Source organism: Atopomonas hussainii (assembly GCF_900109735.1).
In the GTDB taxonomy this organism is placed as follows: domain Bacteria; phylum Pseudomonadota; class Gammaproteobacteria; order Pseudomonadales; family Pseudomonadaceae; genus Atopomonas; species Atopomonas hussainii.
Map to the genome: position 1 here is coordinate 98,510 of NZ_FOAS01000002.1, position 17,978 is coordinate 116,487.

The following is a 17,978-nucleotide window of genomic DNA, read 5'->3' on the forward strand; positions in this document are numbered from 1 at the left end:
TCCTTGGTTAGCGTTATGGCTGAGCCTCTGAGAGCAAATTCAGCGCTTGCAAGATAAAGGTGTACTCCTGCGCGACTTCGCGCAGCGCTTGGTAGCGGCCGCTTTGCCCGCCGTGGCCAGCGCCGAAGTCGGTTTTTAGGTAGATAGGCGCAGTACCTTGGTTGTGCTCAAGTAGCTTGGCTGCCCATTTGGCGGCCTCCCAATACTGCACGCGGCAGTCGTGCAGGCCGGCGGTAATCCACAGGGCAGGGTAGTGCTGCGCGCGCACATTTTCATACGGTGCGTAGTTTTTCAGACGCTCGGCCACGGCCGGCTCGGCAGGGTTGCCCCATTCGTCGTACTCGGTCACGGTTAGTGGCAACTCGGGGCGGCGCATGGTGTTGAACACATCGACAAACGGCACATCGGCAATCGCTGCAGCGAACAGCTCGGGGCGCTGGTTAAGCACATTGCCAATCAGCAAACCGCCGGCACTGCCGCCGCTAATCACCAGCTGCTCTGGGCTGGTTAAGTGCGTGTTAATTAAGTGCTCGGCACAGGCAATAAAGTCGCTAAAGCTATTGGCTTTGTGTTCCAGCTTGCCGGCGCGATACCACGCCTCGCCGCACTCGCCGCCGCCGCGCACATGAGCGATGGCAAACACAAAGCCGCGCGCCAATAGCGATAAGCGCGCGTGAGAAAACCACGGGTCGAGGCATTCGCCATAGGCGCCGTAGCCGTACAAATACAGCGGCGCGCTGTGTGCGGGGTGTTCCCCCATGCAGATCAAACTGATGGGAATGCGCGTGCCGTCGGCGGCCTCTGCCCATTCGCGCCAAACACTGTAGTCGGCCGGATCGAAGTCGCCTTCCACCGGCGTTTCTTTAAGGATGTGCTGCTCACCATCGACCAAGCGCAGCGCGCGGATTTGCGCCGGGCGATTCAGCGATTGGTAATGCAGGCGCATCAGCGGGCTGTGGTACTCCAGCACATCTTGCACATGCCAGCTGCCCAGCGCGTCGGGCTGCGCTACGGCGTAACCCGCAGCGTGCGCCGGTTGCACCCAGATATGCGGCAGGGCGTTGTCGCGCAGGCTCAGTAGCGCGGCGTGTTGGTTGAGGCTCACGCCTTCGAGCATCACCTGTTCGTTGTGCTCGCGCAGGCACTGCCAGTTTGACCGTGCGGGGTTCGCGCTAGCGGCAAAGTACAGCGCGAAGTTAATCCCCGCTTGGTTGCTGCGAATCACCCAGCCTGCTTGGCCTTGCCAGTGGCCGTGATCGGCGTGGTATTCGTGCTCGGCCTCGCGCGGGGCCAAGCATTGCCAGGCGCCCAGCGGCTGGTCGATGGGCAGGTAATGGGTTTCGCTGGTGGTTTTGCTGGCGCAACTGAGCAGGGCAAAACGTTCGTCGCTACTGCGGCCAATGGCGAGAAAAAAGCGCTCGTCAGCCTCATGGAATATTTCCACCGGCGCGCCGCCGTGTAGGTCTAAGCGCTGCAGGGTGGCGGGGCGGTGGCTGTCGTCTAATTGCAGGGCAAACAAATGGCGGTTGTCATCGGCCCAGAGCAGCGAGCCATCGGCGTTATCCAGCGTTAGTTCGCGGGTTTCGTTGCGCTGAATATCCAGCACAAACAGGCGGTACACCTCATCACCGCTGGTATCCAAGCTGTATGCCAGCAGGCGCTGGTCGGGGCTGATCTGATAATCGCCCAGGCTGATAAAGCTGTCTTCGCCAAGACTGTCGGCTTGCTGGTTGAGGTCTAGCAGCAGCACTTCGCTGGCGCTGTCGAGCTCTAGGCTGCCACCGTGCCGGGCGCAGCGGTACAGGCGTGGGTGCTCGTCGCCGGCGCGGGTGCGTTGGTAATACAGGTAGTCGCCACGCGGAATCGGCAGCGATAAATCGGTCTCGCGAATGCGCCCGCGAATTTCCTCAAACAGCTGCTCGGTTAACGCGCTATCGGCAGCTAAGGCGGTCTGCCAGTGTTCGTTGTGCGCGGTTAAATAGGCGAGCACCTCGGGGTTTTCGCGCTGCTCCAGCCACGCATACGGATCAGGTGTGTTGGCTTTACGGGCAACAGGGGCGGGCATCGACGACTCCAGCGGCAAAAGCGGCTATCATAGGCGCCCCTATTTTCGCTGACCACGCCCGATGATGGATCCGCAACAAGATTACTTGCTCGCTTGGAGCGCTTACGGCATCGCCGCCTTTGTGGGGCTGATGGTGTGGTTCAAAATGACCTCATGGATCAGCTGGCGCTGGCTGCGCGAACCGCTGCGTTTACTGGTCGCTATCCTGCTGTTTGTACCTTCGCCGGTGTTGATGGACGAGCCGATTTACGCCCCGTCGATTGCCATGCTGGCGCTGGATATTCTGTTTAAAAGCTCGGCCAATCTGTGGCGTGCCGTGGCGGATTTATCCATGTACGGCGCCATCGCCTTCATCATTTATTTCGCCTTAGCCTTTGTGCGCTTCTTGTGGGAGCTATGGCGCGGCAAGCCTGAGCCTAAGCCCAGCAAAGCCGCCAAAAAAGCCCAGCAGCAGGCTGCGCAAAAGGCCCACAACCAAGCGGAACACGAAGCCGCTAAGCAGGGCAAAGTTGGCGCCCCGCGCTCACGCTACGAAAACGACCCTGAGCTGGACGAAGCCATCCGTATCGACAGCAACGGCGACCGCCGTCTGCGCATCGAGCCAAAGCTGTTTAAGTGATTAAAAGGCCTGAGCTTGTCTCAGGCCTAGCCTGTTTTTTGCTCGCAAGGACGCCGGTGCACATTGCCCTCGAATCGCCCGATCAGCCTGAGGTTGTCGCCCTGATCGCCGCGCTGGACGTATATCAAGACAGCCTTTATCCGCCCGAGGCGCGTTATGCCTTGGATTTAACCGCGCTGATGCAGCCGCAGGTGTTATTTGCCGTGGCGCGTGATGCGGCGGGTGTGGCGCAAGGCTGCGCGGCGCTCGTGCTGAGCGCAGCGTTTGGCGAGGTAAAACGCATGTATGTGCAGCCTGCCGCGCGTGGGCTAGGTGCCGCACATAAGCTGTTAGGCCTGTTAGAGAACAGCGCACAGGCGCGCGGTTGCACGCAGCTGTATTTAGAAACGGGGCCGTATCAGCCCGAGGCTTTGGCGTTTTATGCCAAGCAGGGTTATCAGCGCTGCGCTGCCTTTGGCGATTACCGTGAGCACCCGCTCAGTGTGTTTATGGCGAAAACGCTGGGGTAAAAAACAAGAAGGCCGCATAACAGACTGTGTGAAAATTACTGCGCTTGGCTATGTGGCGTTAAAAGCAGGCTCAAAATGCTCACAAACCCGCAGGAGCGGGTTTGAACAGCTTTAGCTGACCCGCAGGGCGAGCACAGGATGTGCGGAGTATTTACCACACGTAAACTGCGCTTTTTCGCCTGCTTTTGCCTTGCCTAGCCTGCGCTCGTGGCGTTTTCACACAGTCTGGTAAGCGGCCTTCTTGTATATGGGCTGCGCAGATTTAACCAGCGAAGCCCAAGCACAACGCAGTGATTAAATCAGCTGCCCGCCACCATCACCCGCACAGACTCCAGTCGCAATCCCGCTTGGCTTAAATGCTCTAAGCCTTGCTCCAACTGCTGGCTTAGGTGCTGCAGTTCGCTGTCGCGCACGCTGGGGTTAACTTGGCGCAGGGCGGTGAGGCGCGCCAGTTCTTCTTCCAGCTCGGCTTTGAGTTTTTTCACCGCGCTGCCAACGCGCGCGTCGTGGGCGGCTTGTACTTTGCTTTGCGCGTTGGCGATCAGGGGCGTGAGTTGCTCACGCTGCGCCTGAATAAACTTATTGGCGCTGCTGCGCGGTACGCTTTCCAGCTGTGTGTCGAGGGTGTCGAAGCTCACCTTAGCGGCTAAGTCGTTGCCCTTCGGGTCGAGCAGGCAACGCAGCGCTTGCGGCGGCAAGAAACGGCCCAGCTGCAAGTGGCGCGGGGCGATGGCTTCGCTAACAAACAGCAGTTCGACCAGCACAGTGCCGGGCTTCAGCGCTTTGTTTTTCAGCAGCGCCACGGCGGTGTTACCCATGGAGCTGGACATTACCATGTCCATCGCGCCGAGGGTCATGGGGTGTTCCCAAGTAATCAGCTGCATGTCTTCGCGGGCTAGCGCCAAGTCGCGGTCGTAGGTGATGGTCACGCCTTCGTCGCTGCCCAGCGGGAAGCCCGAATCGAGCATCTTCTCGCCGGGGCGCAAAATAAAGGCGTTCTCAGAGTGGTCTTCGCTGTCGATGCCGAACACGTTGAAGATTTCTTCCATGTACATCGGCAGGGCGAAGTCTTGGTCTTGCGCCTTGATCGCTTTGGCTAAGCGTTCGCCTTGGCCAGCGCCGCGCGAGTTCAGCTCCAGCAGGCGGTCGCGGCCGCTGTGCAGTTCTTCTTCTAGCGCGTGACGGCGCTGCACAGCTTCGTCGAGCAGGGCTTGCCACTCGCTGTCGTGGCCGCCTTCCAGCAGCGGCAGCAGGCGGCTGCCGAACTCATGCTGCAGGGCGTTGCCGGTGGGGCAGGTGGCCAAGAAGGCGTTTAGGCCGTGGTGATACCACTGGAACAGGCGCTCTTGCTCGGTGTCTTGCAGGTGCGGCACGTGCAGCTGAATGGTTTGCTTCTGGCCGATACGGTCTAGGCGGCCGATACGCTGTTCGAGCAAATCGGGGTGGCTGGGCAGGTCGAACATCACCAAGTGATGGGCGAACTGGAAGTTACGGCCTTCACTGCCGATTTCCGAGCAGATCAGCACCTGCGCGCCAAATTCTTCGTCGGCAAAGTAAGCCGCCGCACGGTCGCGCTCAAGAATGCTCATACCTTCGTGGAAGGTGGTGGCGGCAATGCCGTTTTTGCTGCGCAGGGCGTCTTCTAAATCCAGCGCAGTTTCGGCGTGGGCGCAAATCACCAGCACCTTGCTGCGCTTGAGCATTTTCAGCGTGTCGATCAGCCACTCTACGCGCGGATCGAACTGCCACCAGCGCTCGCCTAAATCGTCTTGCGCTTGGAAGGCGACTTCCGGGTACAGCTCCGGATGCTCGCCGCGCTGTAGCTCTAAATATTGCATCGGCGCGGACAGCGGATAGCTGTGCAGCTCGCGGCCGGGGAAACCGGCAATCGCCGCGCGGGTGTTACGGAACAACAAGCGGCCCGTGCCGTGGCGGTCGACCAGCTCGCGCACTAAGCGCGCGCGGGCGGCTTCGTCGCCGCTGTCGAGTTGGGCCAGCAGCTCGTCGGCTTCACTCTGCAAGAATCCGGCAATCGCCGTGCGCGCCTTGGCCGATAGCTGACCTTGGTCGAGCAGCTCTTGCACCGCTTCGGCCACCGGCTGGTACTGCGCGCTTTCGTCGCGGAAGGCTTGCAGATCGTGGAAGCGATCGGGGTCGAGCAGGCGCAGACGGGCGAAGTGGCTTTCTTGGCCGAGCTGCTCGGGGGTGGCGGTGAGCAACAGCACGCCAGCCACTTGGCGGGCGAGCTTTTCTACCAGCGCGTATTCGCTGGATACATGCTCGGGGTGCCAGACCAAGTGGTGCGCTTCGTCGACTACCAGCAAATCCCAATCGGCTTTGAGCACGGCTTCTTGCCAGCGCGCGCTGTCTTTTAAGAAGTCGATGGCGGTGAGCACCAGCTGTTCTTCTTCAAACGGGTTGTCGCTGTCTTCGTGGGCGGCGCAGCGCTCGGCATCAAACAGCGCCACTTGCAGATTAAAGCGGCGGCGCATTTCCACCAGCCACTGATGCTGTAGGTTCTCCGGCACCATAATCAGCACGCGGCGCGCGCGGCCCGAGAGCAGCTGGCGCTGAATCACCAGGCCCGCTTCGATGGTTTTACCCAAACCCACTTCGTCGGCCAGCAATACGCGCGGCGCCATACGGTCGGCCACTTCGCGGGCGATATGCAACTGATGCGGGATAGGCTCGGCGCGCGCGCCACACAGCCCAAACAGCTCGGACTGTTGCAGCAAGCCTTGGCGCTCCAGCGTGCGGTAACGCAGGCTAAACCAATGCAGCGGGTCGATCTGGCCGGCGAATAAACGGTCGCTGGCCAAACGGAACTGAATAAAGTTGGATAAGTCTGGCTCGGCAATCACGCGCTCTTGGTTGTCGTTGTCGAGGCCGACATAAACCAAGATGCCTTGTTCTTCGATCACATCGCGCACGGTCATGCGCCAGTTTTCGTAGTGGGTGATTTCATCCCCAGCGGCAAAGCGCACGCGGGTCAGTGGGGCGTTACGCAGCGAGTAACGGCGGGTCTCACCGCTGGCCGGATAGAGCACAGTGAGCATACGGTCATCGAGGGTAAGAATGGTGCCTAAACCCAGTTCAGACTCGCTGTCACTGATCCAGCGTTGACCCGGTGTGTACTGCATGCCGCTTCGCCTCCCGAAAAAAGGCGGGTATGGTAAAGGATGAGCCCGTGCAGGGCCATGCTTAGGTGCTTGCCAGTGGTGCAAATCCGCTTGCCTAGCCAGCAGTTTAGGCAGGCCATCAAGCTGTCGCCGGCTTGGCCGACAAACTGACTAAGGCTTAAGCCGTTATCGACGCAACAGCGCGGAGGTGCGCATGCTGCCACCGATCCCCCAAAGCATACTGCCGCACGGCGTGCAGCTAGACCCGGCCAAACATAAGCCGGACGTGCCGCCGGTGACCCCCGCGCAAGAAAGCGCCAAGGGCGAAGGCGTGAAGCTTAAAGATCGGCCCGACCCCGATGACGGCAGCCAATACCGCCCGCGCAAACGCAAAGCCCGCGAAGAAGACGATGAGCTGGCCGACGAACAACCAGCACTCAGCGATGAGCCCCTACCGCGCAAAGGCCTGTGGGTCGATATAGAGGTGTAATGCGTAGCGACGATTTACAGCCCGGCACCCTGTATTGGCATGACGACTTTGCCAGCGCCGCGCAAGCCGATCAGTGGTTTAGCGCCTTACAAACCGAATGCGCATGGCAGCAACCGCAGGTCAAGGTATTTGGCCGCTGGCACCCCACGCCGCGCTTAGTGGCATGGTATGGCGATAGCGACGCCGCCTATCGCTATAGCGGGCAAACCCACCGGCCACTGGCGTGGACGCCCACCCTAAGCCGCATTCGTGACTTGGTAGAACAACAAACCGGCCGCCGCTTTAACGGCGTGCTGGTCAATTACTACCGCAATGGCCACGACAGCATGGGCTGGCACAGCGATGACGAGCGCGAACTTGGCCCCGCGCCGTGGCTGGCCTCACTCAGCCTTGGCGTTGAGCGGCGTTTTGACCTGCGGCGCAAAGGCAGCACACGTATTGCTGTATCGTTCGCCTTAAAGCACGGCCAACTGCTGCTGATGGACGGCCAATGCCAAGCCGCTTGGCAACATCAAGTGCCGCGCAGCTTGAAAGTTAGCGGCGCACGTATCAATCTGACCTTTCGCCATATTCTGCACCCAGCGTCGTATGACTGATTCCAACCCTGCCGAACCGATTGATTTTGCTGCCGAAAAAGCCAAGCGCGTGCACGACTTAAACGACAAGCGCTTAGCCCAAGTGCGCGCCGCCTTTAGCGCCGCCTTGCCGCTGCCCAAAGCCAACAAACCCCGCAAAAAGAAAACCAAGAAGAAACGCTAAGCAATGAACCCGATTCTGCACGGCGCGCGCGCCGCCCTGTTATGTACCGCTGCGCTGTTGTGCGCAGTTAGCCCGCAAGCACTGGCCAAAGTAGACGTAGAGGCGGGGCAGTCAAAAAAACTTGGCAGCGTGCTGATTGCCAAAATCTCCGAAGACATCGCCCCCGGCAATTACGAAGCGCTGCTCAAAGGCCTGCGCGCTAACCCCGGCAAGTACAACCGCAAAATCGTCATGCTCGACAGCATCGGCGGCAGCGTGAATGAGGCCATCCGTATGGGCCGCCTGCTGCGCGAAACCGGCTTTCATGCCTTAGTGGCTAGCGATGATGTGTGCCAAGGTAGCTGCGTGTATTTACTCGCCGCCGGGCACAGTAAAACCGTGCGCGGCGCGGTAGGCCTGCACCGCCCGTACTTCCCGCAGGGCGACTCAGTGCATTCGGCGCACAGCGCGGCCAGCCGTATCAGCCCGGCTATGTATTTGCGTGATATGGGCGTGTCGCCGCTGCTGTTGGCCGATATGCAAAGCATTGCCCCGGCCTACATGCGCGTGTTGAGCGTGAGTGATTTGCGCCGTTACCGGCTGAATTGACCCGCCGCTGAGCGCGCCTAGTTGGGCGAACTTTGTGGCGCCGGCGATGTACGTTGGTCGGCTGCTATGATGGCACGCTGCAAGCATCGGCTTACACTTCTACACTCAATAGGCATCAGCGCGGCTAACGGATCAGCACCGGCAGCAACACGCAACGCACTGATCAACTGAGCTGTACAGCCATTTAAGCAAGCCTCGTGTTAACGGTTGTGGGGTGCTGCACTGGCGTAACACTGCAAAGGCTTTTCTATGCCCCGTGAACAAAGGCACATACAACGGCAACAGTTGCCCTACTACCTGAAGGTGTATAACCGCATCACCGACAGGCCCATGGGCTATTTGGGCAATGTCTCGAGCGACGGCTTAATGCTGATCAGCCAATTGCCGCTGTTAACCGGTGTGGATTACCAACTGCGCTTAAAACTGCCCAGCTGTAACGGCAGCCTGTGCATGGTGGAGTTTGTCGCCCATTGCCACTGGTCGCGCGAAGAAGCCACGCCGGGCTATTACGATTCGGGCTTCTCGGTGGCCGAGGCACCGGCAGAGTTTGTCCAGCTAGAAGGCTTACTGCGTAACTACTTCACCTTCCGCTTGGCGCCGGAATCGGCGGAAGGCAACGCCTACTAAGCACCCCAACTGATGAGTAAGGGTAACAGCACGGCTTTGCAGCGTGCTGTTGCAGGCTTGGGCGCGGGCACTCTCAGTCGGGAAATTTCAAGTCGGGCTACTCGAGGTCGTAGTAGCCGCAGTCGAGCTGACCGTCGATCAGTTCGCACACGTATACCTCTTCATCCCCTTGGGCGCGGCCTTCAAGCACTTGCAGGCCCATGGCCGAGGTTAGGGCAATCATCTCGTCGAGAAACAACTCCCCTTGGCCATACCCTTGCCAGTGCAAGGTGAAGTGCTGTGGTGTTGGCACAACCGCCTCTAACGTTCTAAAGAGCGGGGCGTAAGAGTCGAGCAGTGCACTAAACGCCGCCTCGGCCACTGGCCAGTGGCGTTCAAAGGTTTCTTCCAGCTCAAACAGCGGGCGGCGGGCGAGCACTTGTTGAAAAAACGCCAGCGCCGACGCCGCCTCGTTGCTGCCGCAGGCTAGTTGCAGCGAAATAGCGTATTCGGTCGACATGTTATTTCTTCTTTTTCTCTTTAGTCAGCTGCCATACCTGCTGGAATAACAGCGGGGCTTGGCCGGTTTCTAAGTCTGCACGCAGACGCTCAACAAACTGTATTCGCGGGGTGAGATCACACTTTAGACCCTTAGGGGGACGGTATTTTTTAAGTAAAATCTTACTTAGACTGGTCAAAAAAAACTGCATATCTTTTTCTCGGCCTCTGCCCCATGGAGAGTCCCTTTCTAATGCAACGAAGCGCCCTTCACGCATAACTAGCGGCGCGGCATTCAGCAACCCATAGGCAAAAGCCACACGATGGGTAGCAACACAGTCGTACATACCCGGCAGTTCAACCTCGCCTACAGCCTCCCCCTTTAGCCACAGCTCAACCTGAGCCAACCACGTTTCAAAATATATGCGGTCATGCCGCAGGTTTCGACACTCAAGACCTAAATAGTCTTGCAACGCTAATTGCTGCTCGATGGACATGCCTGAATATTGATGATCGCACTGCAGTAAAAAGTCGACTGACTTTTTAATAAAATCCTCCGCCCGAGACTCAACGACGCAGCGCTTTCCCTCATAATCAATATAAGCCTTGCGCCCCTCAATCACTGCCTGCCAATGCTCTGTACCTTGCTTGGGCGACCAAAACAATTCCACATCAGTAATAAATTCTTTGGGGTACTCAGCGACTTCACCATCAAAAAACAAGGCGCGCAGCTGTTTATACTCATGCTTGCGGCACCAACTAAAACGATTCATCTCTTCCAGGCGCGCCCACAGGCTTTCGCGGCTGGGATTGATAGGGTCGATGGCGATAGCGCTCATGGGGCAGTCCTTTGGCTTATTAGTTGTTTTTATCTTTAGTGAGCTGCCATACCTGCTGTAATAACAGCGGGGCTTGACCGGTTTCTAAGTCTGCGCGCAGACGCTCAACACACTGTATGCGCGGGGAAGGGTCACACTGCAAGCCCGCAGGCGGCTGATACGGTTTCAGCAAAAACTCACAAAAACTGCTGATTGACTCTTGCAAGTACGCCTCTTTGCCCCCGCCCCAGACAGAGCCGTCTTGCAAGGAGACAAAGTGCCCTTCTTGCAATGCTAACGGCGCGGCATTTAACAGCTCATAGGCAAAGGCCACACGGTGGGTGGCAACACAGTCGTACATACCCGGCAACTCAAACTCCCCTATAGCATCACCCTCGAGCCACCACTCAACCTGAGCCAACCACGTTTCAAAATATAAACGGTCATGCCGTAGCTTTCGCCCCTCAAGGCCCAGAAAGCTTTGCAGCGCCAATTGCTGCTCAATAGACATGCCCGCAAACTGAAAATCACATAACAGTAACGAATCAACTGCTTCTTCAACGTACTCTTTCGCACAACGCTGACTGATATAACGCTCACCCTTATCATTAGTAGCGCCCGAGCGCGCCTCAATCACTGCCCGCCAATGCTCAGAGTCTTGTTTGGGCGACCAAAATAATTCCACATCGATAACACAATTCTCAGGGCGCTCGATCACCTCACCCTCAAAAAACAAGGTACGCAACTGCTTATATTCCCGCTTACGACACCAGTGGAAAAAATTATTCTCTTCCAAGCGCGCCCATAGGCTTTCTCGGCAGGGGTTGATGGGGTCGATGGCGATATGGCTCATGGCAAGTCCCTTTATGGCTTATTTACAACGCCCCAGCGCGTTTCATGGCCAAGTATTGGCTAATTAATTGCGGCCCTAAATGTTGGGGGCGCACGTCGAGTAAGTTGACTTCTTGCAGTTGCAGCTGGCGGTGCAGCAGTTCGCGCGATTGGCGGTAACTCACCGCGCCGCAGTAATCCAAGCTTTGCTCGTAGGTGCCGAGGGGGCTGTGCAGGCTGTCGTCGAGGGCGGCTTCGCGCAGGCTGGCGACCAGCACGCGGTGGCGGCGGCTTAAGCGGCGCAGGGTGGGCAGCAGTTCGTCGTTGCTTTCATCGCGCAGGTTGCTGAGCACAATCACTAAGGCGCGGCGTTTTTGCCGCACTAGCAGTTGTTCGCTGGCGGCGAGGTAGTCGGCCGGTTGCAGGCTGGGTTCGAGGTCGTACACCGCGTTCATCAATTGCATGATTTGCCCTTGGCCTTTGGCCGGGGCAATAAAGCGCGGGGTGTCGCTGGCGAAGGTGTGCAGGCCCACGGCGTCGCCTTGGCGCAGGGCTACGTGGCTGAGCAGTAGCAGGGCATTGAGGGTGTGGTCGAAGTGGCTGAACTCGCCGTCTTGGCTGCGCATTTTGCGCCCGCAGTCGAGCATAAAGATGATCTGCTGGTCGCGCTCGTCTTGGTATTCGCGGGCTATTAGGCTGCGCTTGCGTGCGGTGGCTTTCCAGTCGATTTGCCGCAGGGTGTCGCTTTCGCGGTATTCGCGCAGCTGGTGAAAATCGAGACCTAGGCCACGGCGCGGGCGTTGGCGCACGCCGAGTTGGCCGAGCCACAGCTCTTGCGAGGTGAGCTCGCTGTTATACAGGCGGGCAAAGTCGGGGTAGATCTTGCTGTGCCCGGCCAGCGGCAACAAACGGCGGATTTGCCACAGGCCTAGCGGGCTGGGCAGGCGTAGCTCGCAAGTGCTAAAGCTGCACGCGCCACGGCGCAGCGCTTGGGCGCTATAGCTGACGCGGGTAAAGCGACCGGGCTCTAAGCTGGCGGCCAGCGGAAAGTCGCCGCACGTCAGCGGTTCGGGCAGGTGGTCGTGCAGGCTGATGGGCGTGCTGCGTGAATAGCTGTGATGCAGGGTGAGGGTGATTTTGCTGTCGCGGCCCAGCGGCAGTTGCCCGGGTAGCTCGCGGCTAATCTGCGGGCTGGGCTGTTGCCAGCCAAGCCACGCATCGCCGGCGGCAACCAGCAGGCAGGCCACCACTAAGGCAATCAGCAAGCTGTGCAGCAAGTTAGGCAGGGCGATGCCCAGCAGTGGCAGGCTGCTGAACAGAATGCTGGCGCCCAGCAACAGGGCGCATAGCCAGGTTAAGCGCGCGGTGGGGCTCATAGGCGCGGGGCATCCACCTGTTCGATCAGTTGGGCGAGCACGTGCTCAAGGCCTTGGCCGGCGATTTCCAGCTCGGCAGACAAGCGCACGCGGTGACGCAGCACGGCGGCGGCGCAGGCTTTGATGTCATCGGGGATAACAAACTCGCCACCGCGTAGCAGCGCACGAGCACGGGCGCAGCGCACTAAGGCAATCGAGGCACGCGGGCCAGCGCCTAAAATCAGCCCCGGCCAGTGGCGGGTGGTGCGCACTAGGCGCACGGCGTAGTCGAGTACTTGCTCGTCCAGCGCGATCTCGCTGGTGATCTTCTGCAGAATTTGCACATCTTTAGGCTGCAGCAAGGTGCGCAGCTGCGAGACTTCCAGCGCATCGGCCTGTGCCGAGCGGGTGACTTGGCGCACCAGGGCGATTTCGTCGTCGCTGCTGGGGTAGTCGATGGCGAGCTTGAGCATAAAGCGGTCGAGCTCGGCCTCAGGCAGCGGGTAGGTGCCTTCTTGCTCGATGGGGTTCTGGGTGGCCAGTACCATAAAGGGCTGCGGCACGGGCAGGGCTTCACCTTCGAGGGTGACTTGGCGCTCTTGCATCACCTCGAGCAGCGCGGCTTGGGTTTTGGCCGGTGCGCGGTTGATCTCGTCGGCGAGCAACAAGTTGGTGAACACCGGGCCTTTGCGCAGGTGGAAGGCTTCGCTTTTTAAGTCGAACACGGCATGGCCGGTAACATCGCTGGGCATCAGGTCGGGGGTGAACTGGATGCGCGCAAACTCGCCGCCAAACACCTTAGATAGCGCCCGCACTAGCAAAGTCTTGCCCAGCCCCGGCACGCCCTCAATCAGCACATGGCCGCCGGCCAGCAGGGCGCAGAGCACGTCATCCACCACGGCTTGTTGGCCGATCAGCGCTTTGTTGATTTCGCCACGCACGGCGTGCAACAGCTGGTGGGCCTTCTGCCGTGAGTTGTTGGCCGGTTTGCCTGCGCTGCTGCTGGCGGGCTTGTCGGCTGGGGTGCTGGTGGGCTTGTCGGTATCGCTCATAGTCGGTTCCTCAGGCGTTGCAGGCGCTGGGTATGCTGAATGAAGGTGCGAATGGGCAGACGTTTGCCGCTGGGCGGTTCGAGTGCCGCGCGAATATCGCTGACAGAAAGCTGGGTTAAGCGCGCCAGTTGGCGGCATTGCTCGGCATGCGGCAGTTGGTCGAGGCCGGGGTAATGCAGGTTGGCGCGTTGTAATACGTCGTTTTTGAGCAGGCGCAGCAGGCCGCGTAGGCCGCTTTGCCGACGCAGGAAGTCGGCGCTGGCGGCGAGGTGTTCGCGCAGCTCGCGGCGTTGCTCCAGATTCAGCACGCGCTTAGGCCCGGCGCGCAGCAGGTGCTGCCAAATCAGTAGGGCGCAGAGCAGGGCGCTGAGGAGCAAGGCCAGCGGGTAGTGTTTGTAGAGCAGGCTGAGCAGGCTCGGCCACTCGGCATCTTGAGTGAGCAGCACTTCGGAATCTTGCGCGAGGTACCAGAGCAGCCAAGCGTTGTCGTAATAGCCGATGTCGTCGTTTTGCCACAGGTTGGCATCCGACAGCACAGTGAGCAGGCCATCGCCCAGCGGCAGTTGCAGCAAGTGAATGCCTTGCTCGCTGCTGGCCCACGCGGGGGCGAGGTTTTGGCTGTCGGTGAGCACGCGCCAGTCTTGGAAGTCGAGATAGGCGGGGTGCTGCTCGTTTTCTAGATACAGTTGGGTGAGATCGGCAAAGGGGTCTTTGCGCTCGGCTTTGCCGAGGATTTGCGCGACTTTTTCTTTAATTTCGTGCTCTTGCAGGGCCTCGTTGGCGCTTTCTTCGACGTCTTGTTCTGCGCTGTTTTCTTCTTCGCTATCGTTTGTCTCGTCAGCGTCTTCGTCGTCTTTATCGCGAGCGAAGTTCAGTTGAATGCCCAGCGAGTCGAGCAGCAAGTCGCCGCTACGTTGGCGCTCTTTATTCCAGAACTGCTCGGCGACTACCACCAAATGACCGCCGTGCTCGGTCCAGGCTTTTAAGTCGGCGGCTTGGCGCGGGCTCATGCTGCTGCGCGGGGCCAGATACAGCCAGGTTTTGCCGAGGTTATCGCGCTGCTTAAAGAGTTTTTCTGGGCTTTCTGGGGTGAACACGGCGATGCCTTGGTCACGCAGAAACAGCTCTGCGGCTAAATAACGATTGCTCAGCGCTTCGCCGCTGGGGCCGTCGTCTTTGCTGACTTCGACAATGCGCACTTGCAAACTGGCCCACCACAGCAGCACGCAGGCGCCGAGAATCACGCTGAGCAGAACAATGCGTTGCTGACGGTTCATGCGCTGGCCGCCTGTGTTGCAGGGGCGGTTAATGGTGCGGCGGCTTTGAGCACGATGCGCCACGCCTGACACAGCGCTGGGCCAACGCTGGCGGCGGGCAGTTGATGGCCGTAGGCGAGGTTGATCCAGTGGCGAGTGAGGTTGCTGGCGTAGCGCGCCAGTTGTGGCAGCTGCTGGGCGTTGATCAGGCCCAGCACTTCGTATTCGGTGTGCGAGTTTTTAATCGCCACTTGGTGCTCGTCGAGCAAGTGCACCAACAGGCCGCGATACAGCAGGCTTAGCGCTTGGCGTGGGTCGTTGGGCCACAGCGCTTCGGCGGCTGCGGCGAGGTCATCTGGCAGGCTGTCGCTGTCCAGCTCTAAGCCAAACAGGGTTGTGGGGCGCTGGCGCACGGCGGGTTTGAGGTTTTGCAGGCGGCCAACAAAATCGGCCAGCCAATGGCGGTAATGCCACAGCAACCAAGCCAGTGCCGAGAGCACCACCAGCCACAGCAGAACCTCAAAGGCGCGAGCGATGCCGCCGGAGTTCTTCCAGCTATTAATTAGCCACTTGAGCCACCACGGGGTTTTGCCGTCGCGTTCGGCGGTTTTTTCTTTTTCCGGCTCGTCTTCACCCCATTTCAGCTCGTATTCGGTGGTGGGGTTACTGAAGGGCGGCTCGTCGAGCAGGGCGTGAATGGCTTTCTCGGAGGCTTGGCTGGTGAGGGCTTGGTTAAGCAGGCGCTCTTCGGGCGGCAGCTGCTCGCTGCTGGGCGGCAGGCACAGGCCTTCGGCTGCCAAGCTGCTCGGGCTGTAGAGCGCCGGTAACAGGCACACGGCGCACAGCAGCAGGGCGGCGGAGCCTTTTTGCAGGCGCTCGGCGATGCGCCGGAAGGTGAGCTCGGTGTCCCACGCTTCTAGCTCGGTGCGGCGGTTTAAATACAGGGTAAAACCACCGGCCACGTAAAAGGGCTCCCACACGGCAAGCACCAGCAGGTACAGCCAGTTGGTAAGGTGGGCGAACCACAGTGGCTCGTCATCTAGCCAATCGGAAGGATTGAAATCCCAGCCGTCATAGACCTCGGGCGGCAGCAGCATGCCGACTAAGGCAAACAGGGCGAAATACAGCACGATTTCTAGATGCACGCCGACAATGGTTAGCGCCGCAGCCGGTTGGCTGTTGCGCATGCTCAATACATTTAAGCGGGCGGTGCGGGGCTTACCGTTTAAGCCTTCCAGCTGCGTGACCGGCAGATGAAACGAGCGCCACGGGCTAAAGCGTCGCCAGGTGAGGTTGGCAAACCACTGCGCTTTCATTTGGCTGGGCCAAGCGCGTAGAGCTTGCTTGAGGGTTGGCCGTTCGCCAAACAGGGCGCGCGAGAGAATAAACAGCGGCAGGCGGTCGTACAGCGGCTTGAGCCACCAGAAGATCAGCGCGACCACAGTGGGGTAATCCATCAGCACTAAGCTGAGCACGCCCAGCACAGCGGCCATGGCGAGGAACTGCGCGCTGATCAACAGCCCGGCATGTTGCCGCGCAAGATGGGTGCCGAGGTCGACCGCTTCCCACGGGCTGCGCGGGCGAATCACCACTTGGGCGTTATTCAGCTGCATGCGTGCGCCCCATCCAGCCAAAGTAGGCGGCAACCCACAGCCACATCACACCGCCGACTATCAGTTTGGTACTGAAAGCCAAGTTCATCGATGACCAGAATGCCTCCACAAAGGCGGCAATCAGCAGCAATAAAATCACCCCGTAGACCAGCGTCATGCTGTCGCGGGCGGCTTGTTGCAAGGCTTGCAGGCGCGACAAGTTGCCGGGGGCAATCAGCGACCAGCCGAGTTTTAACCCCGCAGCACCGGCAAAGGTGATGGCGGTCAGTTCAAACGCGCCGTGGGCAATCACAAAACCGAAGAAGGTTTCCACAAAGCCCAGCTGGCTTAGGTAGCCCGCCACGCCGCCAATCACTAAGCCGTTAAACACCACTAAAAACAGACTGCCAAGACCAAAGATGATGCCGGTGGCGTAGGTGCGAAAACCAATGCCAATGTTGTTGCTGATGTAGTGGCCAAACATCACCCAGTTGCTGTCGCTGCTGCGCAGTGCGCCTTCGCCAAAGCGGCGCGCGCTGGGGTCGTACATTTGCTCCATGTCGCGCACTTGCGCTGGGTCCATCAGGCTGTAGATCAGCTCGGGGAACAAGTACACCAATACGCCCAGTAGCAGCGCGGGGCCATAAAAGCAGGCACTGGCGATACCCACGGCGCGCCATTCGCGGCGCACGGCGCGAGGGAAGTCAGCGAGCAAAAACTGCACGATGCGGCTTAGGCTGCGGCTGCGATGGCGGTACAACTGCTGGTGCCCACGGCTGACCAGCTGCTGCAAACGCTCGACCAAGGTGTTGCTGTAGGCGCGGCTTTGCGCCAAGGCTTTGTCTTGGCACAGGGCGCGATAACGCTGAGGAAAGTCTTCGGCGGGGCGTTTGTGTTTGTCGCCTTTTTCCAGCTGCTCCAATTGCTGCTCGAAGTGCAGCCAGCTGTCGCTGCGCAGTTGTTCAAATTGCTGCTGTTTCATGCGTGCCCCCGCAGAAAGCGCGCCATACCCAGCAAGCTGGCTTGAGCATGTTCAGGGCGCAGTTTGAGGCTGGGGCAGAGGATGTCGGCCAGCTCTTGGCGGCGCTCCGGCGAAAGCTGCGCAAAGCGCTCGGCGTAATCGAGAATCGCCAGTTGTTCATCGAGCTGGAGGCTGTGCGGTGGGATCACCTCGGGCGCTTCGGGCAGCGGCGCGCTGTTAAGCGGCGCTTCGCGGTAGACCACTAAGGTGTTGGCAGCTAAATCGCCAATACGCTGCAGGCGTTGGCTGAACAGCAAGCTAATGATGCCGGCGCTGTAGAACAGCGGCAGCATGTCGACCGTGCGTAGCAAGTTGCGGATTAACGAGGCCGACCAGCCAATCGGCGTGCCATCGGCATGCACTACACGTAAACCCATATAGTGTTTGCCCGGCGTGCGGCCCTGCCAGAGCACCTCAAACAGCACCGGATACCACCAGCTGATCAAGAAGAAACAAATACTCCACAAGCCCCAGCCAAACCGCCCCAGCGACACTAAGGCAATCGAGAACAGCAGCACGATGCCACCGCGAATAATCAGGTCGACCAAAAAAGCCAACAGACGCGGCAAAAGGCCGGCGGGCTGCAGCAGCAGGTCCACCCCTTCGGGGGTTTCTAGCGGGTAACGGGTGTCGAGTAGAGCGGGTGAAGATATGGGCAAGGGAAACAGCGCCTTCTTGTTTTAGGGCAAACACCGATGAGATCGACGCTTCCCTAGCTATCCGTGCACAGGCTGCCGATGCTAGAGAGACTTGTCGCCAGAGGCAACCACCAAGCCTGTACACTGGCGCACTTGTTGGCG

General features: G+C 59.5%; 18 protein-coding genes. 7 read left to right on the forward strand and 11 right to left on the reverse strand.

The genetic code is table 11. The features are described 5' to 3' along the window. Window positions 1–13: 13 nt before the first annotated feature. The gene (locus BMX80_RS02145; protein WP_074864575.1) at window positions 14–2,065 is read right to left on the reverse strand and encodes a S9 family peptidase; all 2,052 of its coding nucleotides are present in this window, start codon (window positions 2,063–2,065) and stop codon (window positions 14–16) included. A gap of 61 nt (window positions 2,066–2,126) precedes the next feature. On the opposite strand from BMX80_RS02145, the gene BMX80_RS02150 reads away from it, so the two are divergent. Together BMX80_RS02150 and BMX80_RS02155 are read left to right on the forward strand one after the other, a co-directional pair. Beyond that, entirely contained in the window at window positions 2,127–2,684 is a 558-nt protein-coding gene (locus BMX80_RS02150; RefSeq protein WP_235821592.1) for an MFS transporter, read from the forward strand. Window positions 2,685–2,740: 56 nt separating this feature from the next. Beyond that, the gene (locus BMX80_RS02155; RefSeq protein ID WP_074864577.1) at window positions 2,741–3,193 is read left to right on the forward strand and encodes a GNAT family N-acetyltransferase; all 453 of its coding nucleotides are present in this window, start codon (window positions 2,741–2,743) and stop codon (window positions 3,191–3,193) included. 299 nt (window positions 3,194–3,492) lie between these two features. Here the strand turns inward: BMX80_RS02155 and rapA are convergent, their stop codons facing one another. Beyond that, window positions 3,493–6,333 carry an RNA polymerase-associated protein RapA gene (gene rapA, locus BMX80_RS02160; RefSeq protein ID WP_074864579.1) on the reverse strand — a complete coding sequence of 947 codons (2,841 nt, stop codon included), beginning with the start codon at window positions 6,331–6,333 and terminating at the stop codon, window positions 3,493–3,495. Between the two features lie 193 nt (window positions 6,334–6,526). On the opposite strand from rapA, the gene BMX80_RS02165 reads away from it, so the two are divergent. The 5 genes from BMX80_RS02165 (at window position 6,527) to BMX80_RS02180 (ending at window position 8,776) form a co-directional block, all read left to right on the forward strand. After that, the gene (locus tag BMX80_RS02165; RefSeq protein ID WP_074864581.1) at window positions 6,527–6,802 is read left to right on the forward strand and encodes a hypothetical protein; all 276 of its coding nucleotides are present in this window, start codon (window positions 6,527–6,529) and stop codon (window positions 6,800–6,802) included. Beyond that, window positions 6,802–7,398: an alpha-ketoglutarate-dependent dioxygenase AlkB family protein gene (locus BMX80_RS02170; protein ID WP_074864583.1), complete on the forward strand. Its 597-nt coding sequence runs from the start codon at window positions 6,802–6,804 to the stop codon at window positions 7,396–7,398. Before BMX80_RS02165 ends, BMX80_RS02170 begins: the two co-directional genes overlap by 1 nt. Then, window positions 7,391–7,561, forward strand: coding sequence for a hypothetical protein (locus BMX80_RS17795; protein ID WP_175474870.1), 171 nt, complete (start codon window positions 7,391–7,393; stop codon window positions 7,559–7,561). The genes BMX80_RS02170 and BMX80_RS17795 overlap by 8 nt, the downstream gene beginning before the upstream one ends. Before the next feature lie 3 nt (window positions 7,562–7,564). Next, window positions 7,565–8,149, forward strand: a complete 585-nt coding sequence (locus BMX80_RS02175; RefSeq protein WP_139213997.1) for a COG3904 family protein — start codon at window positions 7,565–7,567, stop codon at window positions 8,147–8,149. A 249-nt stretch (window positions 8,150–8,398) separates the two neighbouring features. Beyond that, a complete protein-coding gene (locus BMX80_RS02180; protein WP_074864585.1) occupies window positions 8,399–8,776 on the forward strand; it encodes a pilus assembly protein PilZ in 378 nt (125 codons plus the stop codon). A 97-nt stretch (window positions 8,777–8,873) separates the two neighbouring features. On the opposite strand, the gene BMX80_RS02185 is transcribed toward BMX80_RS02180, so the two are convergent. From BMX80_RS02185 to BMX80_RS02225, 9 genes are read right to left on the reverse strand one after another with little or no spacing between them, the layout of a single operon-like run. Continuing rightward, window positions 8,874–9,275: a hypothetical protein gene (locus BMX80_RS02185; protein WP_074864586.1), complete on the reverse strand. Its 402-nt coding sequence runs from the start codon at window positions 9,273–9,275 to the stop codon at window positions 8,874–8,876. Between the two features lies 1 nt (window position 9,276). Then, the gene (locus BMX80_RS02190; RefSeq protein WP_074864589.1) at window positions 9,277–10,092 is read right to left on the reverse strand and encodes a hypothetical protein; all 816 of its coding nucleotides are present in this window, start codon (window positions 10,090–10,092) and stop codon (window positions 9,277–9,279) included. Window positions 10,093–10,111: 19 nt separating this feature from the next. Beyond that, window positions 10,112–10,924, reverse strand: a complete 813-nt coding sequence (locus tag BMX80_RS02195; RefSeq protein WP_074864591.1) for a hypothetical protein — start codon at window positions 10,922–10,924, stop codon at window positions 10,112–10,114. Between the two features lie 22 nt (window positions 10,925–10,946). Beyond that, window positions 10,947–12,278: a DUF58 domain-containing protein gene (locus BMX80_RS02200; RefSeq protein WP_074864592.1), complete on the reverse strand. Its 1,332-nt coding sequence runs from the start codon at window positions 12,276–12,278 to the stop codon at window positions 10,947–10,949. Beyond that, a complete protein-coding gene (locus BMX80_RS02205) occupies window positions 12,275–13,309 on the reverse strand; it encodes an AAA family ATPase (RefSeq protein WP_074864595.1) in 1,035 nt (344 codons plus the stop codon). The genes BMX80_RS02200 and BMX80_RS02205 overlap by 4 nt, the downstream gene beginning before the upstream one ends. After that, window positions 13,306–14,586, reverse strand: a complete 1,281-nt coding sequence (locus BMX80_RS02210) for a DUF4350 domain-containing protein (RefSeq protein ID WP_074864597.1) — start codon at window positions 14,584–14,586, stop codon at window positions 13,306–13,308. The genes BMX80_RS02205 and BMX80_RS02210 overlap by 4 nt, the downstream gene beginning before the upstream one ends. Beyond that, on the reverse strand, window positions 14,583–16,178 hold the full coding sequence (locus tag BMX80_RS02215; protein ID WP_074864599.1) for a DUF4129 domain-containing protein: 1,596 nt from the start codon (window positions 16,176–16,178) through the stop codon (window positions 14,583–14,585). The genes BMX80_RS02210 and BMX80_RS02215 overlap by 4 nt, the downstream gene beginning before the upstream one ends. After that, a complete protein-coding gene (locus BMX80_RS02220) occupies window positions 16,165–17,139 on the reverse strand; it encodes a stage II sporulation protein M (protein WP_074864601.1) in 975 nt (324 codons plus the stop codon). The genes BMX80_RS02215 and BMX80_RS02220 overlap by 14 nt, the downstream gene beginning before the upstream one ends. Then, the gene (locus BMX80_RS02225) at window positions 17,136–17,837 is read right to left on the reverse strand and encodes an RDD family protein (RefSeq protein ID WP_074864605.1); all 702 of its coding nucleotides are present in this window, start codon (window positions 17,835–17,837) and stop codon (window positions 17,136–17,138) included. The genes BMX80_RS02220 and BMX80_RS02225 overlap by 4 nt, the downstream gene beginning before the upstream one ends. Window positions 17,838–17,978: the final 141 nt, after the last annotated feature.

Excerpts from the sequence above, each read along its gene's own strand:
- BMX80_RS02180 (WP_074864585.1), top strand. The coding sequence starts at position 8,399 with ATGCCCCGTGAACAAAGGCACATACAACGGCAACAGTTGCCCTACTAC.
- BMX80_RS02195 (WP_074864591.1), bottom strand. The coding sequence starts at position 10,924 with ATGAGCCATATCGCCATCGACCCCATCAACCCCTGCCGAGAAAGCCTA.
- rapA (WP_074864579.1), bottom strand. The coding sequence starts at position 6,333 with ATGCAGTACACACCGGGTCAACGCTGGATCAGTGACAGCGAGTCTGAA.
- BMX80_RS02145 (WP_074864575.1), bottom strand. The coding sequence starts at position 2,065 with ATGCCCGCCCCTGTTGCCCGTAAAGCCAACACACCTGATCCGTATGCG.
- BMX80_RS02165 (WP_074864581.1), top strand. The coding sequence starts at position 6,527 with ATGCTGCCACCGATCCCCCAAAGCATACTGCCGCACGGCGTGCAGCTA.
- BMX80_RS02175 (WP_139213997.1), top strand. The coding sequence starts at position 7,565 with ATGAACCCGATTCTGCACGGCGCGCGCGCCGCCCTGTTATGTACCGCT.
- BMX80_RS02215 (WP_074864599.1), bottom strand. The coding sequence starts at position 16,178 with ATGCAGCTGAATAACGCCCAAGTGGTGATTCGCCCGCGCAGCCCGTGG.
- BMX80_RS02150 (WP_235821592.1), top strand. The coding sequence starts at position 2,127 with ATGATGGATCCGCAACAAGATTACTTGCTCGCTTGGAGCGCTTACGGC.
- BMX80_RS02205 (WP_074864595.1), bottom strand. The coding sequence starts at position 13,309 with ATGAGCGATACCGACAAGCCCACCAGCACCCCAGCCGACAAGCCCGCC.
- BMX80_RS02200 (WP_074864592.1), bottom strand. The coding sequence starts at position 12,278 with ATGAGCCCCACCGCGCGCTTAACCTGGCTATGCGCCCTGTTGCTGGGC.
- BMX80_RS02185 (WP_074864586.1), bottom strand. The coding sequence starts at position 9,275 with ATGTCGACCGAATACGCTATTTCGCTGCAACTAGCCTGCGGCAGCAAC.
- BMX80_RS02210 (WP_074864597.1), bottom strand. The coding sequence starts at position 14,586 with ATGAACCGTCAGCAACGCATTGTTCTGCTCAGCGTGATTCTCGGCGCC.
- BMX80_RS17795 (WP_175474870.1), top strand. The coding sequence starts at position 7,391 with ATGACTGATTCCAACCCTGCCGAACCGATTGATTTTGCTGCCGAAAAA.
- BMX80_RS02190 (WP_074864589.1), bottom strand. The coding sequence starts at position 10,092 with ATGAGCGCTATCGCCATCGACCCTATCAATCCCAGCCGCGAAAGCCTG.
- BMX80_RS02220 (WP_074864601.1), bottom strand. The coding sequence starts at position 17,139 with ATGAAACAGCAGCAATTTGAACAACTGCGCAGCGACAGCTGGCTGCAC.
- BMX80_RS02170 (WP_074864583.1), top strand. The coding sequence starts at position 6,802 with ATGCGTAGCGACGATTTACAGCCCGGCACCCTGTATTGGCATGACGAC.